We start from the raw sequence: 17,357 nt of genomic DNA, 5'->3' as shown, positions 1-17,357 counted from the left end.
GTATTAATGAAAAAAGTAAGTTTTTTTCGTTCCATTCATTTAAAACTTGTATTAGTTATTGTTTTGCTTATTCTCATTTCTATCCAGATTATCGGCGTCTATTTTGTAAAGACATTGCAGACAACGCTATTGGACAGTTTTAAAATATCAATTCAAGAAAAAGTCAATATTTTATCGATTTATTTAGAAGAGCAGCTTGTAAAGGAAAGAGTTGTGGAAAAGGGCGATGCCACGTTAGAAGATGATATAAAAAGAATTCTAAGTGATAATAATTCATCTGATATTAAAGAAATCAGGGTTGTTGATAGTAATGGCATTATAGTTGGAACTTCTGATCCGGAAAATCAACATTTAGTTGGGCAAAAAATGGTCGATATTTCGGTAAGACGGGTTCTCTCTAATTCTTCACAACCAGATAATCCGATCAAGCAGAAAAATGGAGAAAAAATCTATGAGTTGATTACGCCTATAAAAACAAATGGTGATGAAACAGTCGGAGCCATTTATTTAGTGGGCAAAATTGAAAATGTATATAAACAAATTGATAAGATTAATCAAATCTTTCAAAAAGGAACCATTATCACGTTAGTTGTTACCGCCATTTTAGGAGTGCTATTAGCAAGAACAATTACAAAGCCAATATCCGATATGCAAAAGCATGCTTTCGCCTTATCAAAGGGGAATTTCTCTCGAAAGGTTAAAGTGTATGGGTTTGATGAAATTGGTCAGCTGGCAATCACTTTTAATAATTTGACAAAGAAGCTTCAAGAATCACAGGCAACAACAGAAAGTGAAAGAAGAAAACTCTCTTCTGTTTTAGCCTATATGACAGATGGGGTCATTGCGACAGATAGAAGAGGGCGAATTATCCTTATTAATGAACCAGCTGCAAAGATGCTAGATGTTTCACGTGAAACAGTACTTTCTGAGCCGATTATTAATCTTCTTGATCTAAAAGAAAAATATACATTTGAGGAGTTATTAGAGGAAAGAGAATCGGTTATTTTGGATTATAGTACCCATTATGAGCCCTATATATTACGGGCAAATTTTTCCGTTATCCAAAAAGAGACAGGATTTGTGAATGGTTTAATTACAGTTCTCCATGATATTACCGAACAAGAAAAAATTGATATGGAAAGAAAAGAATTTGTAGCGAATGTTTCCCATGAATTGCGGACACCATTAACGACGATGCGCAGTTATGTGGAGGCATTATATGATGGCGCATGGAAAGATGAAGAATTAGCTCCAAAATTCTTGAATGTTACGCAAAATGAAACAGAGCGTATGATACGTCTTGTAAATGATTTATTACAGCTTTCCAAATTAGATAGCCGTGATTATCAGCTAAATAAAGAACTGGTTGACTTTATCGTATTTTATAATCGCATTATCGATCGTTTTGAATTGACAAAACAACAAAATGTTATCTTTTTAAGAAAATTACCGAAGAAAGCAGCATTTGTGGAAATTGATGAAGATAAATTGACACAAGTACTAGATAATATCATTTCTAATGCACTGAAGTATTCTCCTGAAGGTGGGAAAATCACTTTTTCTATAAAGGAGCAGGAGCAGCAAATTATTGTAAGTGTATCCGATAATGGTGTTGGTATTCCAAAAGAAAATATCGATAAAATATTTGATCGTTTCTATCGTGTCGATAAAGCGAGAACACGTAAGCTTGGTGGAACAGGACTTGGTCTGGCCATCGCAAAAGAAATGGTAGAAGCACATGGGGGAAGAATTTGGGCATCCAGTAAGGAAGGAAAAGGAACAAAAATATCTTTCACCCTACCGTATATTCAATCTGAAGAGGATGATTGGGGATGAAATATGAAAGTGTAAAAAGCGGCATATTAGTCTTTCTCGTTGCATTAAGTGTGTTATTATATTATCTCCTTTGGACAGACCAAGTTGGAGAATTTGATGCGATTGGTAATAGTAGCTCGACTATGGCACAAGAGAAATTAGGGGATAAAAAGGAAGTAAGTGAAGTAGTAAAACCAGACGAAATTTACCAACACATCGATGGCATACATTATGGTACAATTTCAAAGGTCGAAATAGATGCTATTATCAATAAGCTTAAAGAGTTTGAATATGCAGACTTTCGCAATGTGACTTCAAGTGTTGATGGTATAGCCAATTTCTTAGAAGAACAGGATAATAGTTTAGAAATAAGATTTCCGGGACAAGTCCCTTTTCGTATTTATAAAGATATTTTAAGCATAGACCAAGATAATTCCTTTGATTTTGATACCATTTTGTTTTCTTATAAGGATGGAACTGTTTATTTTCTGTCTAAAGAAACAGAGAAAGTATATGAAACAACGATACATGCAAAAGATTTAGAACAGCTTAATAAATTGAAAGAAAATGTGTATACGGAAAAAACAGTGTATTCCACTTATTTCTCCTATAAACCAAATAATCAGTATTTAATCTACTTGCCAAATGGGAAGAAGGAAGTAAATAAATACAAGTATTTTACGCGACAAATTGAGTCTATTCGTATGAAGAGAGCGTTATTTACTGATCCAAGTATTGCGCAAAAAGAAATTCTAACGAATTGGGAAGAGTATACAGATGATTCGGGGTTATTACGAATATATAAAGATACCCATATTGTTAGCTTCTTTAAACCTTCAGGCATTTCGAATGAAATGACTCAAAATCATATTATTAATAATAGCATCGAGCTGATTAATCAGCGAGGTGGCTGGATTAATGACTATCTCTATGTCGGTCGAGATGAAGATAGAAAAATCACTTTTCGTTTATATAATACAAATGGAATGCCTGTATTTAATTTAAAAACGGAAATATCCGATATTCGATTATACTGGGAAAATAATAAGGCAAAGCGCCTTTTAACAAGTAATTTAGTTATTATCAACACAACTACTCCGTTTGATTTTTCGAAAGAGAATGTCTCATCAGGAGAAGAGGTTTTACAATATCTTCAAAGTAATAAAAAGTTGAAGACAGAAAAACTCCAGAATATTGTGATCGGATACGATATGCAGGTCGATTCGCAAAATATCGTTTCTTTACAGCCAACCTGGTTTTACCAATATGATCATAAATGGTATACCTTATATTCGGAAGGAACAGGGGGCAACTTAGATGGACTGGAGTAAGATAAAGACCATATTTATTATTGCCTTTTTATTATTAGACGTATATTTAATTTATGAATACGTAAAGATCAAGGAATACCAGCGTGCTGATGACTCTACAACAGAGCCACCAACACAAACACTTTCACGATTAGATATTAAATACGATAAAGAGAAACTGCCCGTAAATAATCAAAAGGATCAATATTTATCAGCAAAGTCGAAGAAATTTACGGATGATGAGATTAAAAAGCTGGAAAAAGGTCTATTAAGTGGACAAGAAATTATAGTAAGAGATAGTATATACCTTCAGGCGGTTTTAGTAGAACCGATTAGTATTAAAGAAGAGTTTAGTCCAGATGATTTAACGGATTTCCTTCTTAATTCTGTGCTTAACGGTGCAGAGTATCACTTTTGGGAAAAGAAAGGAAATACCATAAAGTATTATCAGCAGCATTCTGGAAAAACATTGTATCGAAACCCTAAAGCAGAGCTTACCTTTAATGTAAATGAAGAGAACAAAATTGTTTCCTATAACCAGACGTATTTGGAAAACATTAAAGAAATGGATGAAGAAGAGCTCATTATCCAGCCCCTAGAGGTGATTCTTAACCTATTTAAAAATAATTTCATCGAAAGTAATTCGTATGTAAGTTTTGTAGAGTTAGGCTATTATACACAGCTTGATACTTCTGCACAGCTGCTTGCACCAACGTGGAAAGTGACCGTGAATGAAGAAGATTTTTATGTGAATGCGCTAGATGGACAAGTTATTCAGCCAGAAACAGAGGAAATGAAAGTGGAGTGAGAGAAAATGCGTTTTAGTGTTCTCGCAAGTGGCAGTACTGGAAATGCCATTTTTGTTGAATCAGGAGAACATTCCTTTTTAGTCGATGCAGGATTAAGCGGAAAGCAAATGGAAGGCTTATTTCAGGGCATTGAACGAAAAATGAGTGATTTAACAGGCATATTAGTGACACATGAGCATAGTGACCATATAAAAGGGGTAGGGATTGTAGCAAGAAAATATAAATTACCTATCTATGCGAATGAAAAAACATGGAAAGCAATGGATCCTTTAATTGGAGAAATTCCGATCGAACAGAAATTTCATTTTGATATGGAAACAGTAAAGACATTTGGTGATTTATCGATTGAATCCTTTGGTGTATCTCATGATGCAGCAGAACCAATGTTTTATGTTTTCCATGAAGGTGGAAAAAAGCTCGTTCTTATCACAGATACCGGTTATGTAAGTGATCGCATGAAAGGGATTATTTCCAATGCAGATTCGTATGTGTTTGAAAGCAATCATGATGTGCAGATGCTCCGGATGGGTAAGTATCCATGGAATATTAAAAGACGTATTTTAAGTGATGTAGGGCATGTCTGTAATGAGGATGCGGCGATCGCAATGAGCGAAGTTATTGGGGATCGCACAAAGCATATCTATCTCGCTCATTTGAGCTTAGATAATAATATGAAGGACTTAGCGAGGATGTCGGTTGGACAGACGTTAGAAAGTCGTGGAGTTGGTTTGGGTGAACAGGTTCATTTATTTGATACCGATCCAAGAATACCGACCAAATTAATGGCGATATAAAAGGAAGAAAAAAAGCAGATATTTAGTTATTCGCTTTTTTTACTGGGAAGAACTGAAAGTATGTCAGGAATGCTTTTGGGCATTATATAGAGAAACTTATTTAAGTATTTCGTTTGTTTTTTTGAAAAAAAGGAAAAATAATAAGGATATAGGTTAGGAATTATTTTAGATAAATGTTTTCGGAAAGGAATGAAGCTTGTGGAATATGATTATGGTAATCGGGGAGATGGACCAAAGAGAGGCTCAAGAAAGGGATATTTCTTCTCTGGATTTATTGGTGCGATTATTGGTGCAGTACTGGTATTATTACTAAGTCCACGTTTGATGGATTTAGCAATTTTTCCGGGTAATGAGGATACAGGAAGTTTGGTAAGTAATTCTGAGGGGATAAAAACACAGAATGTTTCGTTGAACGTGGAAACAGATGTAACGAAGGCAGTGGATAAAGCTGCAGATTCGGTTGTCGGTATTACTAATCTACAGGCCTCTAATTTCTGGGCCGACGAAACGACCGCAGAAGAAGCTGGTACAGGTTCTGGCGTTATATATAAGAAAAGTGGCGGGAAAGCATTTATTGTTACAAATAACCACGTGGTACAAGGGGCAACAGAGCTTGAGGTCACGTTATCAAATGGCAAGAAGATCAGTGCTGAGCTAATTGGTGCTGATATTTGGACCGATTTAGCAGTAGTGGAAGTAGACGCAAGTGAAATCACCAAAGTTGCCGAGTTTGGGAACTCGGATACGTTAAAAGCAGGTGAGCCGGTCATTGCAATTGGAAACCCTCTAGGCCTAACATTTTCAGGATCTGTGACACAAGGGATTATATCTGGGTTACAGAGAACCATCCCTGTCGATATAAATGAAGATGGTACACCTGATTGGCAATCGGAAGTTATTCAAACCGATGCAGCAATTAATCCTGGAAATAGCGGTGGTGCCCTTGTTAATATTGAAGGACAGCTTATTGGCATTAACAGCATGAAGATTGCTGTATCTGCTGTAGAGGGAATTGGACTTGCAATTCCCATTAATTCAGCGATTCCGATTATTGAGGACTTAGAGCAGCATGGTGAAGTGCAACGTCCATATATGGGGGTAGAGCTACAATCGGTAAGTGATATTCCAGGCTATTATCAGCAAGAAGCATTAAAGTTACCGAATGATGTAACGACAGGTGTAGCGATAAAAGATGTTTCACCAAACTCTCCAGCGCAAAAAGCAGGATTAAAAGAGCTAGATGTTATTGTGGAATTAGATGGAGAAGAAATAGTTGATTTAATTGCTTTAAGAAAGCACTTATATACAGAAAAGAAAATCGGCGATAAGATGGATGTGAAATATTATCGAAACGGAAAGCTAGAAACAACAGAGCTTACGTTATCGGAAGATCAAATGTAATAGGAAGAAGTAGAGCGAAGCATTTTTTAGTGCCGCTCTACTTTTTTTGTGTGTACGAATTTTTTAGACGGGGATACTATAGCTAAATAGAATGTACTCGATGAAAAAATTTTTTCAGAAAATAATGAAGTGCTTGTGGATAAGGCTTTATAGGAAAAAGCAGATGAATTTCGTTAGAGTGGTTGCAGTTTTTGGGTAGAATGTTAAGATGGAGTGTGGATAACTAAAAATCAAGTCAAGGAAAAATATTATCCACAATTATTTTTAGAAAAATGAAAATAGCAAGAGGCAAAAGGAGAAGAAAAAATGATTTATAGTTGTGCTGAACACGTTGATATAGCAATAGATTCCGTTGTAAATGAGTATGAAACATTTCCGATTTTGGAACAAATTTCAGAGGAAGAAAAGTTATCAACAACCTGTGAATATTGTAAAAATAACGCCATATATATGGTGGCGAACAAGTGATTCCATACTATATGTGGATTAAAAATGTGGATATGTGGATAAGTTCTGTGGATATCTTGTTTGTAAAGTGAGGAAAGCATGTGAATATCTCAATTGTTACAGTTGGAAAATTAAAAGAAAAATATTTAAAGCTTGGAATCGAAGAATATACAAAAAGGCTTTCAAGCTATTCTAAAATAGAAATTATCGAGGTGCCAGACGAAAAAGCACCAGAAGTTTTAAGCGAAGCAGAGATGCTGCAAGTGAAGAAAAAAGAAGGCGAACGAATCCTCGCCAAAGTTCCAACTGATGCACATGTTATTGCACTAGCTATAGAAGGTAAGCAAAAATCTTCAGAGGAATTAGCAGATACAATCGATAAATTAGGTACATATGGGAAGAGTAAGGTTACTTTTATTATTGGTGGATCGTTGGGGCTTAGTGATGAGGTATTGAAGCGAGCGGATGATAAGCTTTCGTTTAGTAAGATGACATTTCCCCATCAGTTGATGCGGTTGATTTTGGTGGAGCAGGTTTATCGGGCGTTTCGGATTAATCGGGGGGAACCGTACCATAAATAGAGGCAAAAAAAGTTGAAGATAAGGTGGATATTTTCCATTTGATTCAGAAATAGAAGGTGTTGATAAGCCTTCTTTTTCTGTTTCTAAATAGAGCATGTGAATAAGTGTAAATGTGTTTGAAAGGTTAACTTCCGTAAAATCAAATTCAAGCTCAACCTTATCAATTTGACGTAGCTGATCATTTGTTCGTCCAACAGTGATCTGTTTAACCAACAGCTGTAGCAATTGCTTTTGTTTATCTCTTGTAGAGGACTTATAGACTTCTACAAATTTTCCTAATAGAAGATGTACCAATTCTGGAGGAATAACTTTTGTATCAGATTTACTTATTTCCGTTATTAAGTTATTCCTCTTTTGTTCAATTGCACTCTTTTCAATAGCCACTTGCTGTAATCGTTCTTGCAAAACCGTAACAGGAAAGAGATTTTGTTCAAAAGCTTCTAGATATCTATTTTGAAGTGCTAGTGTTTCCTCTAACTTCGAATCAGTTTCTTCCAGTTCTTTTTTTAATTTTTTTATGGATTCAATTGAGGTTTTTGTTAGTGAGTTAATAGTTTCATAAAACTTTTGTTTATTGGATAAAAAGCTCTCTATACGCTGGAACAGAGCATTTTCAGCATCATAGGCTTTAACTGAATTGGCTTTACAGGCTGCTGATCCCTTGTTGTGAAAATCACTGCAAACATAATATCTGTGCTTTCTTTTGGTACCGTCACTTAAAGTGTAAGTAGTAATTGAAGGTACCATCCCTTGTCCGCAATCAGGACAGCGTAAGATACTGCTCAATAGAAATGGTTCGTTGGATTGTCTTTGCTTGAACGATTTACTTTTCCTACGAGATTGAACAAGACTCCAAAGTTCATCATTGATAATCGCTTCATGCTGACCTTCTACTAAAATAGGATTATCATTTCTGCCTCTTCTTCTCTTCTTATCCCAGTTTTCAACCTTTAACCAACTAATTTTCCCGTTATAGACTGGGTTGTCTAAAATAGTTGCCACTCCATTTATAGAAAAATGACGATCACGTTTGGTTCGATACCCATTTTTATTAAGCTGATTTGCAATGGCTTTTAAGCCCTTTCCTTGGGAATAAAGAGTGAATATCTGTTTAACCACTTCAGCTTCCTCTTTGTTTATTACGAGTTCCTTTTCAATAGAATCATAACCAAATATAACACCGCCATTCCATGAACCTTCTAAGGCTCGTTGTTTCATACCAAGTTTAACGTTCTCAGACAATGTATTTCGTTCCATTTCGGCAATAGAAGCCATTAGCTGAACGACTAGACGGCCTATTGGACTACTGGTATCAAAGTTCTCGGAATAAGAGATAAACTTTACTCCGTAATCTTCAAATTTGTCTAACAAAGTAAGAGTATCTAACATATTCCGCGATAAACGTGAGATTTTCCATACAAGTACCGCCTGAAATTTTTCCTGTTCAACGTCTGCTACAAGTTTTTGCATAGCAGGGCGTCCGGTGATATTCTTTCCAGAAATCCCTTCATCCACATATTCGTCGATGATTTCCCAATTATAAAGATTTGCGTATTGTCGAAGAGTTTGTAATTGAGCGCTAATGCTATAGCCCTCAGATGCTTGTTCCTCGGTGCTAACACGTGCGTAAATAGCTACCTTTTGAATTTCCATTGCATTACCTCCTTGTATTAATGATACAGCGAAAATAAAAAAAGGAGAAAGGACAGTTCTCCTTTTCTCCTATACTAATGACAAGTTATCGGGACTAAAATTATAAATTATGCTCTTTATTTTACGCTGTTTGGTGTTTTCTTCTTTAAAGATATGAATTTCCTTAATTATATAATGGCACAGTGATTTTCTTTCCTCATCAGAAAGTACTTCATATAAATCTGAAAAATTTTTTACAGAGTAAGCAATGATTTCGTTGGAGGTTTGCCTTTTTTTAAATCTTATTTGAGTATTAATTTCTTCTAGTTTTAATTTTTGTTTATTTAACTGTTCTTGATAACCCAAAAGTCTATTTTTAAATACTTTATCGTCGAATGGAACAGTTTCATCGTCGAGTAAGTCCATGACAGTTTCCATCTTTTTATTAATATGTTTTATTTCTTTGTCAATTTTCTCTGCCTCTTTATATAAAGGTTCGAGTTCAAAACACAGTAATGAATCTGTTGCAGATTTAATATAAGGTGCTAGATTGAGATTTTGGAAGAAATTATTTAATTCATGTAAAATGGTCTCTTCTGCATATTCCTTTTTTACAAGGTTTGATGAGCAAGCTGCCTTGCCACTATTTTTATTTTTACTGCACTGATAATACTTATATTTAGAGCTGCTATTACCTTGAACCATCGAAGACCCACATTCAGGGCATTTTAAAAGTCCTGATAGTGGATAGGAACCCGGATGAACCTTTTCTTGTTTATAACTTCTTGTCTTCATTGTCTCTTGGGCTAAATTCCAAAGAGGTATTTCAATAATTTTTTCGTGTTGACCTTTTTGGTATTTTCCTCTCCACTTGGTATTTCCAATATATATTTGGTTCTGTAGAATCGTTTTGACAGCATTAATGGTCCAGTACTGCTTATTTTTTGTTTTAATGCCTTGGATATTTAGATATGAAGCAATTTTTTTATAGCCCCACTTTTCAATTGCGTATTTTTTAAAAATAAATTTCACAACTTCAACTTCATGAGGTACAACAACTAACTCTTTATTAACTGTTTTATAACCATAGACTTTACCACCTAAAAATTTGCCTTCCTCTGCTCTCTTTTCCATACCAGAGAAAGTTCTCATGTTAATAAATTCTCGTTCAAGTTCAGCTACTAATGCTAATATATGAACAAGAATTTTTGAAGCCGGATCTTCAGTATTAACATTGTCTTTAATTGATATAAGGTGTTTTCCTACTGAGTTAAGTCGTTTCATAATATACAAAGTATCTAATGTATCACGGGAAATTCGATCTTGTTTGAAGACAATGATATAGTCTACATCATCTTTTGATCTAATTACATTATTGTACATTTCTTTAAAGCCATCTCTGCCTTCAAAAGATTTTCCTGATTTAAGATCATCAGTAAAAGTATCAACTAACTCAATATCATTTTCTTCACAGTATTTCCTAATTTCTTCAAGTTGTTTTTCAATTGATGTGTTATCAGTAAATTTATTGGGGCTTTTTCTCAGATAAGCATAAGCTCTTTTTTTTCTACGAACTTCCTTATTTCTCATGTTTTTTTTATTATTTTTACTCATTAACTACACTCTCTCCATTCATGAGTTTTTTTTCTAGGGTTTTTGAATGTTTAATAATTAGTTCAGAAATATAATATAAAAAGTCAGAAGCATTTATTTCAGCTTGGTCTTTTTCAATGAGAAATGAATCATAGTATGAGTTATAGTCAGATGATATTTCCTTCTTCATAGTTAATCTCCATCGAATATAAAAATCCAAATAATTGCCGGCTATATCTGGTTGAAAGACATAGTACCTTCGGAATTTTAATATTTTAAGATATTAAGAATAAAAATTTTAAGTTTAAATATTCAGAAAAATATAATGGTATTTATGGGTGAAAAGATCGGTTAAGAATGTTAAAATAAGGAAAGTGAGGGATTAAATCCTTTGCTTCCATATGGCAAGGCCATTGTGGATTTAGAGCAAAATAATCCACCCTAACGGTTCACAGTGTAGCGGGGTGGATTATTTATTTACATCAATGTTTTAATATAAGCAAAATAACAAGATGTTTAATTCTATGAATTCTTTTTAGTATGAGGGGGGCGAATATGTATTTTTTACTATTTTTCTTAGTTCTTATGGTATTAATCATCCTAATTGTTATAAAGAGAAACAATAAAAAGATAGCCCTAGCTTTAGCTGTTATACTGTTTCTGCTTACTATTGGCGGAATTATGTTTATCAGAGATGTTGTGCAAAATTTTGCCCCATAGTTACTAACCGAGATAAGAATATAAACAGGAGTATGAAGAATGAGAAGCTCAAATAAAATAGTTGTTGCTCTTAAAGGTGTTATTGTAAATGAAGGAAGGGTATTAATAGTTCAACGTGCAAAAGAAGATAAAATCGGCGGCGGAACTTGGGAATGTGTTGGTGGAAAAATAGAGTTTGGAGAAGATTTAGAATCTGCACTCTTACGAGAAATTAAAGAAGAAGTAGGATTATCTGTTACAGTAGAGAAACTTTTATATGCTACTACCTTCAAAACTGATCCAACAAGACAAGTTGTTATTTTGACTTATCTATGTAGTAGTGATAGTAGTAATGCTATTCTTTCTAAGGAACATTCTAGTTTCAAGTGGGCCACTAAAGAACAATTGAGATTACTATTGTCTCCGGAAATAATAACTGATTTTGAGAAAAATAATGTTTTCTCAATAGAAGTTTTGAATTAAAATCACCTCCCTTGAAAAGTGACTGTTTCAATAAGCGGTTCACTTACCGTGGAGAAAAATCATAACAAATCATTCACTAAATAATCTAAGCTAGAACAAATAGTTAAGGGGGAAAACAATTGATAAGATATCTTATTAGTATAATTAGCTGCCTTCTTCTATTTTTTAGCGGGATGTACAATATAATTACTAATGGTTTTACATTTCCATTTCTTATTCTCTCATTGGGAGGTTTAATTGGCTTTATTGGTAGTTTATTTTTCAAAGTGAAGAAAAAAGAAGCTTAACAACCTTATGGACTGAATCCTTTTCAGTCCTATTTTTTTGCTTATAACTTTTAAGAATTATAGTGAAAAGGATTCTACTTGATCAATAGAATTGCTCAAAACTCCAAAGAATTGAACATAACATAATAGAACTGCTAACTAGGATGAAAATATTATCAATAATCATGTTCATAAATGTGTATGGAATTTTAATGTATTTTGGATATAATTTCAAGCTTATAAATGAATATAGTAAGTTTCTATGTTAGAATTAGCTAGTAGTTATTCTGGAGATACTTCTCCAGAAATAAAGGAGCGAATTAAATTGGGTTTTGGACAACATCAAAGTTTTTATCTTAGAACATATTGGTTAAGAAAAGCTATACAGCAATTAGATAATAATAGATTTTTTTATGAGAAAGATGCATCAGAATTAATTGGGTTAGGAACAAATATGGTTAAATCGTTGAAACATTGGATTGAGGCAACGGATATTTGTGAAACTGATAAAAGGGATAGTGATAATAAAGTAATTCACACTATCTCACCATTTGGGCAAATTTTTAATGCGTATGATCCTTATATAGAGATTAATGATACTATTAGCATCATTCACTATCACATTGTGGACAGTAAAGAGCCATCAACTACTTGGTATTGGTTCTTTAATGAATATGAAAAAAATTCTTTTGTAAAAGAAGAGGCTATCAAGGATCTTATTACATGGATAAATAAGAATTACGATTCGAAGAATTCGACGGATACATTAGAACGCGATATCGATTGTCTAATTAAACAGTATTATTCCAAAAACAAATCAGATGATCCGGAGGAAGTCATTCAAAGTCCTCTTGCAGCATTAAATCTAATAGAAGAAGTAGATGGTAGGATTTATAAAAAAAATCCTAAATTTGAAGATATCGGTTTAACAGCATTAATGTACGTGTTATTGAAATATGGTCAATCAGAAATATCAATAGATGAGATTGAAACGAGTAAAAATCTATGGGGGAAGGTATTTAATTTACAAAGAAGTGAGATTGTAAGGGCAATTGAAAAACTTGTAAATGCAACTAAGTATCCGCTTGTATTTGATAGGACGAATAGATTGGATTTAGTTAGAGTTACTCTTGCTAATCCTATTGAATTTTTAAAAGAAGAATATGTTAGAAAAGAAAGGGCATTAAGATGATAAGTACACAGAGTAAATTCAAATCAAGTGTTAATATAAAGCTCGATTTAGGTAGTGAATGGATAGCAGAAAGGTATATTCCAACTCCTACTCATTCAGAGAGTCTCTCAGGAGTTTTAGAAGGCTTTTTAGATAAAGGAAACAAGTCTCATATATTAATAGGCTCATATGGTTCAGGGAAATCTATGGTAGGAACTTTAATTGCAAATGTAGTATCCAAAAGTATTGAACAGGATACCTTTAATGAATTAGTTAGTAAATTTGATAAAGTAACTACTAAAGAGGCAGCTGTTGGCCATTTATTTAATCAAGTAAGGAACTTAGAAAAAAGATATATACCTGTAGTGATAAATGGAAATCAAGGAAACTTTCGTGAAGCAATAATTTCATCTATACACAAGACAATTATTAAATATGGATTTGACTTCTCTATACCTTCTTACGTTGATGAAATAAAAAACAAAATTTCCTTATGGGAAGAACAATATCATGACACTTATGTTCAGTTTAAGAATTATTTAAATACAAACAATTGGACTATAGAAAGCTTCATTCGAGATATTGATGAACATGAACCTGAGACAGTTGATTGGTTTAAAAAGACTTATCCTGTATTAACAGCAGGCGCTGAGTTAAGCCTCTCTTATAATCTTGACTTAACTGAGCATTTAACAAATATCTTAGATGAGCTTGATAAAAAGAACTTAGGAATATATTTAGTATATGATGAATTCGGGAGATTTCTTCAAAGTTTGGATAAATATGAAACGGTTGAAGCCATGCAAGACATTCAGGATATAGCCGAAGTAGCTGACCATCATCAAAGTGCAAACTTTAATATTCTTTTAATAACTCATAGAAACTTAAATCAGTATTTCCTTAGTTATGGAGAGGATTTACAAAATGAATTTAAAAGAATTCAGGGACGCTTTAAGATCTATCATACTCATAGTGATCCAGCAACATTTATTAGACTTGCCAGTCAAGTTACATCGAATTATAGGAATAATTGGAATCAAGAATATAGATTTGAAAATGAAATAATAAAATATGATTTATTTCCAGAATTAAATGGAAGAGAGAAGAAGACAATAGTAGTCGAGAACTCCTTTCCTTTACATCCCGTTACACTTTATACCCTTCCGCGTCTAGCTAATGCTGTAGCTCAAAATGAAAGAACATTATTTACGTTCTTAGAAAGTAATGAAAAAGGTGGACTAGCAAATTATTTTCACACAGAAAAAGCATGGTATCTTGTAAGTAGTTTATTTGATTACTTTGAACCTGCATTTCAAGAATTTATGAGTGATTCCTTAGTTGGAAATGCATACCTAAAATATTTGAGAGTGAAAAAAAGAGTAGAGAATACAGCTTCTGCACAAAGTGAGTTACAGCTACTAAAACTATTCACACTGTGGGATATTGCAAACCTAAGTAATAAAAGAAAATTAACCAATGAATTTATATCATTTGCGCTTAATTGGGAGTTAAATAAAGTTAATAAAATAATTGAAATACTTGAGAATAAAAAACTTTTAAGGTACAGACTATTCGATGAGAATTGGGAAGTATTTGAAGGCAGTTCTATTGATTTAAATGCGAAAATAACTGACAGAAAACTCTTAGGTATAAATAAACTTGATAGTATAAACATTATTAGTAAAGTCTTAGATACAAAATATGCTTATCCCAAAAGATATAATGATGAAAAAAATATGATTAGGTTTGCAGCTATAAAGCCTATTTATGCAAATGACCTCTATGATACAGAGTTACAATCTATCAATCAAGATTCTAATTCAGATCTTAAAATTTTGTATGTTATACCTGAAAAGGATTCAGCTATTGAAGAAATAAGAAGTCAAATAGTTAAATTAAGCAATGGACACTCTCGGATAATATTTGCTTTACCCAAGAAGCCTCTCAATAATTTTGATGAGGAAATTTTAGAATTATCTTCAGTGGAGAAACTATTAGAGGATAAATATTTATTGAATGAGGATCCAATTGTTGAAGAAGAGTTGCTAAAGATTAGAGAAAATAAAATCCATAGATTAAGGCAGCTTCTTGAGCCAATAACACATTATAAAGGGTCTTTCTGGATTCACGAAGGAATCAACATAAACGTCAGAAGTAGAATAGCTCTAAGTGAACAGTTGTCACAGATTGCATTTAAGTATTATGGTCATACTCCAATAATAAATAATGAGTCGTTTAATAGAAGGAATATTTCAAAGCAACAGTTAAACGCTGCAAAAGAAGTCATCGACGCTATTATTAGTGGTGAGAGTAATTACAAGTTTAAGGGTCCGGCCAAGTTAATATATGCCTCTGTTGTAAAAAATAATAATATAAATGGTCAGAATGAAAGCCAAGAAATAACATTGTTACGCCAAAAAATAATGAACGAGATAAAATCAGAAAGTGGGAACTTTTTAACGCTAATAAAGATCTTTAAAGGCAAAGATTTCGGAATTAGGGAACCCAATATTCCTGTATTACTGACAGCTATCTTAAAAAATGAATGGAAATATATAATGTTTTACCATAAAGACGGTTCATATATTAATGATGTAAATGGTGATATTTTATATGATAGAATGTTAGATAAACCAGAAAATTATACTTTTAGTCATCAAAAATTAGATAATAAGTATAAAAATATAATAGATGTAATAGATGAATGTTTTGAATCATATAGAACGGAGCTAGATTCCTCTTACCATCCAAGTGTACGATTAAACAGAATGCTATTAAGGTGGCTAAATAGCCTCCCAAAGATAGCTCAGAAGACAAACAGTTTATCAACAAATGCCAATATTTTTAAAAAGCTCATTACAAAGGGCGAGTTTGAACCAGATACTGCATTAAAGGAACTATTAAACTTAAAACTTAATGTAGAAATGGTAAACAAAATTAAGCAAGAGTGTGAAGAGTACTCTCAAAATCATAAAAAGCAAATTGAAAATATAGTTTTTGAATTAACAAATACCAATTCCTATGAAGAATTATTTGATTACATCCAAAATCAAAACGAGATATTAAAAGTTGATAATAAGTTATTTAACTTGATTTTATCGACTGATGAAAATAATTGGATAAATAAATTGTCAAGCGAATTAGTAGGTGTAAATAGGGAAGATTGGTCTGATGCGACTAGTGAAGTATTCTTTAAAACAGTCAAATCACTCTTAGAAATAAATATTGAAAGCCTTAAAGATGAATATCATGAAGTAAAAGTTGATTCAAAGACCTTAGCAATCCCTAAACGAGAACTATCTCCAAAGGGTAATATTATTTATTCTAATGTAAAAACAGATCTTGAGTTAATGGCAAGAAAACTACCAAAAGAAGAAATAACTGCACTGCTATATAAGTTATTGGTAGATTACTATGAAGAAAACAAATAAAAAGGATGATAGGAATGTATGGTAGAGAACCGATATATATTGCCATGTTTAGCGGTGGTGCTGCAAGTGCTTATGTTGCGTATTTAATGGTACAAAAACATGGTGAGGAAAAATCACAGTTATTTTTTACTGATACTCTTTGGGAACATAAAGATAATAAACGTTTCATGGTGGAAGTAGCAGAAAAAATTGGGATAGATATAAAGACTGTTAGAGATGGGAGAACACCAGAAGAGGTATTTGAGGATACACGTTTTCTTGGGAACTCAAGACTCGCAAAATGCTCATCTGATCTAAAAGTACACCAAACAATGGTCTATCTTGAAGAGCTGCGAGATAATGGATTTGAACCAATACTTTACTTTGGAATTGGTAAACATGAGAAACGGAGACGAGAAGGGATTGAGGCATTATATAATCACTTCCTACTTCCTCGTAATGGAGAGGAACAACCAGTAAAAACGGTATTCCCACTTTATGAAAGTAATATATCAGATGATGAAATAAAAAATATTATTACAAAAGACTGGAATATAAGACTTCCAGAAATGTATTATTTAGGGTTTTCTCACGCAAACTGTGGTGGCAGATGTGTTAGAGGTGGATTCAATCATTATAAGCATTTATATGAAACTTGGCCAAGTGTTTATATTGAACAAGAAGAAATGGAAAGTAGATTAAGAGAGCAACTGGGCGATGTTACTATCCTTAAAAGAAATGGAAAGCCATTTACCTTACAGGAATATCGCAAAGAGTTGGATAAAGACTCTGAAATTGCAAAAAAGTTAGTTGAAGAAAATGATGTACCCTGCGTTTGTCACTATGCCTAACATTAGTCTAGAGAGCTTGGATGTAAAATTCCAAGCTCTTTTATATTTGGCTATTTAATTCATGGTGTAATAGACCCAATTATTAAAGTATAATT

Annotated in this window: 14 protein-coding genes and 1 pseudogene; 12 read left to right on the top strand and 3 right to left on the bottom strand. The window is 33.1% G+C overall.

What is annotated here, in order from left to right:
- The first annotated feature begins 6 nt into the window (after positions 1-6).
- The 7 genes from walK to rlmH all read left to right on the top strand — a co-directional run bounded on the left by walK (position 7) and on the right by rlmH (position 7,157).
- Entirely contained in the window at positions 7-1,836 is a 1,830-nt protein-coding gene (gene walK / locus HHU08_RS24670; protein ID WP_016201494.1) for a cell wall metabolism sensor histidine kinase WalK, read from the top strand.
- Positions 1,833-3,146, top strand: coding sequence for a YycH family regulatory protein (locus tag HHU08_RS24665; protein WP_169189580.1), 1,314 nt, complete (start codon positions 1,833-1,835; stop codon positions 3,144-3,146). Before walK ends, HHU08_RS24665 begins: the two co-directional genes overlap by 4 nt.
- Positions 3,133-3,933: a two-component system regulatory protein YycI gene (locus HHU08_RS24660; RefSeq protein ID WP_101729001.1), complete on the top strand. Its 801-nt coding sequence runs from the start codon at positions 3,133-3,135 to the stop codon at positions 3,931-3,933. Before HHU08_RS24665 ends, HHU08_RS24660 begins: the two co-directional genes overlap by 14 nt.
- Before the next feature lie 6 nt (positions 3,934-3,939).
- Entirely contained in the window at positions 3,940-4,728 is a 789-nt protein-coding gene (locus HHU08_RS24655) for an MBL fold metallo-hydrolase (RefSeq protein WP_016201497.1), read from the top strand.
- A gap of 189 nt (positions 4,729-4,917) precedes the next feature.
- Positions 4,918-6,129, top strand: coding sequence for a S1C family serine protease (locus HHU08_RS24650; RefSeq protein ID WP_169189579.1), 1,212 nt, complete (start codon positions 4,918-4,920; stop codon positions 6,127-6,129).
- Positions 6,130-6,435: 306 nt separating this feature from the next.
- Complete coding sequence (locus HHU08_RS24645; protein ID WP_016201499.1) at positions 6,436-6,597, top strand: CxxH/CxxC protein; 162 nt, start codon at positions 6,436-6,438, stop codon at positions 6,595-6,597.
- 80 nt (positions 6,598-6,677) lie between these two features.
- On the top strand, positions 6,678-7,157 hold the full coding sequence (gene rlmH / locus HHU08_RS24640; RefSeq protein ID WP_169189578.1) for a 23S rRNA (pseudouridine(1915)-N(3))-methyltransferase RlmH: 480 nt from the start codon (positions 6,678-6,680) through the stop codon (positions 7,155-7,157).
- A gap of 603 nt (positions 7,158-7,760) precedes the next feature.
- On the opposite strand, the pseudogene HHU08_RS24635 reads toward rlmH, so the two are convergent.
- From HHU08_RS24635 to HHU08_RS24625, 3 genes and pseudogenes are all read right to left on the bottom strand, one after another.
- Positions 7,761-8,810 (bottom strand): annotated as a pseudogene (locus HHU08_RS24635) (recombinase family protein); the annotation flags it as partial.
- Positions 8,811-8,879: 69 nt separating this feature from the next.
- Positions 8,880-10,403: a recombinase family protein gene (locus HHU08_RS24630; protein ID WP_169189577.1), complete on the bottom strand. Its 1,524-nt coding sequence runs from the start codon at positions 10,401-10,403 to the stop codon at positions 8,880-8,882.
- Complete coding sequence (locus HHU08_RS24625) at positions 10,396-10,572, bottom strand: hypothetical protein (RefSeq protein WP_153301110.1); 177 nt, start codon at positions 10,570-10,572, stop codon at positions 10,396-10,398. The genes HHU08_RS24630 and HHU08_RS24625 overlap by 8 nt, the downstream gene beginning before the upstream one ends.
- 365 nt (positions 10,573-10,937) lie before the next feature.
- On the opposite strand from HHU08_RS24625, the gene HHU08_RS24620 reads away from it, so the two are divergent.
- The 5 genes from HHU08_RS24620 (at position 10,938) to HHU08_RS24600 (ending at position 17,262) form a co-directional block, all read left to right on the top strand.
- Positions 10,938-11,102: a hypothetical protein gene (locus HHU08_RS24620; RefSeq protein ID WP_169189576.1), complete on the top strand. Its 165-nt coding sequence runs from the start codon at positions 10,938-10,940 to the stop codon at positions 11,100-11,102.
- Positions 11,103-11,141: 39 nt separating this feature from the next.
- A complete protein-coding gene (locus HHU08_RS24615; protein ID WP_169189575.1) occupies positions 11,142-11,564 on the top strand; it encodes an NUDIX hydrolase in 423 nt (140 codons plus the stop codon).
- A gap of 591 nt (positions 11,565-12,155) precedes the next feature.
- A complete protein-coding gene (locus HHU08_RS24610) occupies positions 12,156-13,022 on the top strand; it encodes a DUF4007 family protein (protein WP_169189574.1) in 867 nt (288 codons plus the stop codon).
- Positions 13,019-16,432, top strand: a complete 3,414-nt coding sequence (locus tag HHU08_RS24605; protein ID WP_169189573.1) for a hypothetical protein — start codon at positions 13,019-13,021, stop codon at positions 16,430-16,432. Before HHU08_RS24610 ends, HHU08_RS24605 begins: the two co-directional genes overlap by 4 nt.
- Positions 16,433-16,446: 14 nt before the next feature.
- The gene (locus HHU08_RS24600) at positions 16,447-17,262 is read left to right on the top strand and encodes a phosphoadenosine phosphosulfate reductase domain-containing protein (protein ID WP_019154260.1); all 816 of its coding nucleotides are present in this window, start codon (positions 16,447-16,449) and stop codon (positions 17,260-17,262) included.
- Positions 17,263-17,357 lie beyond the last annotated feature (95 nt).

The organism is Niallia alba (assembly GCF_012933555.1).
Classification (GTDB): Bacteria; Bacillota; Bacilli; order Bacillales; family Cytobacillaceae; genus Niallia; species Niallia alba.
Note: the sequence above shows the minus strand (reverse complement) of the source record. Positions and strands in the feature narration are given on the sequence as shown.

What these genes read in the sequence shown, in the direction of transcription:
- HHU08_RS24645 (WP_016201499.1), top strand. Translation starts at nt 6,436, where the DNA reads ATGATTTATAGTTGTGCTGAACACGTTGATATAGCAATAGATTCCGTT.
- HHU08_RS24630 (WP_169189577.1), bottom strand. Translation starts at nt 10,403, where the DNA reads ATGAGTAAAAATAATAAAAAAAACATGAGAAATAAGGAAGTTCGTAGA.
- walK (WP_016201494.1), top strand. Translation starts at nt 7, where the DNA reads ATGAAAAAAGTAAGTTTTTTTCGTTCCATTCATTTAAAACTTGTATTA.
- HHU08_RS24655 (WP_016201497.1), top strand. Translation starts at nt 3,940, where the DNA reads ATGCGTTTTAGTGTTCTCGCAAGTGGCAGTACTGGAAATGCCATTTTT.
- HHU08_RS24650 (WP_169189579.1), top strand. Translation starts at nt 4,918, where the DNA reads ATGAAGCTTGTGGAATATGATTATGGTAATCGGGGAGATGGACCAAAG.
- HHU08_RS24615 (WP_169189575.1), top strand. Translation starts at nt 11,142, where the DNA reads ATGAGAAGCTCAAATAAAATAGTTGTTGCTCTTAAAGGTGTTATTGTA.
- HHU08_RS24605 (WP_169189573.1), top strand. Translation starts at nt 13,019, where the DNA reads ATGATAAGTACACAGAGTAAATTCAAATCAAGTGTTAATATAAAGCTC.
- HHU08_RS24600 (WP_019154260.1), top strand. Translation starts at nt 16,447, where the DNA reads ATGTATGGTAGAGAACCGATATATATTGCCATGTTTAGCGGTGGTGCT.
- HHU08_RS24665 (WP_169189580.1), top strand. Translation starts at nt 1,833, where the DNA reads ATGAAATATGAAAGTGTAAAAAGCGGCATATTAGTCTTTCTCGTTGCA.
- HHU08_RS24620 (WP_169189576.1), top strand. Translation starts at nt 10,938, where the DNA reads ATGTATTTTTTACTATTTTTCTTAGTTCTTATGGTATTAATCATCCTA.
- HHU08_RS24625 (WP_153301110.1), bottom strand. Translation starts at nt 10,572, where the DNA reads ATGAAGAAGGAAATATCATCTGACTATAACTCATACTATGATTCATTT.
- HHU08_RS24660 (WP_101729001.1), top strand. Translation starts at nt 3,133, where the DNA reads ATGGACTGGAGTAAGATAAAGACCATATTTATTATTGCCTTTTTATTA.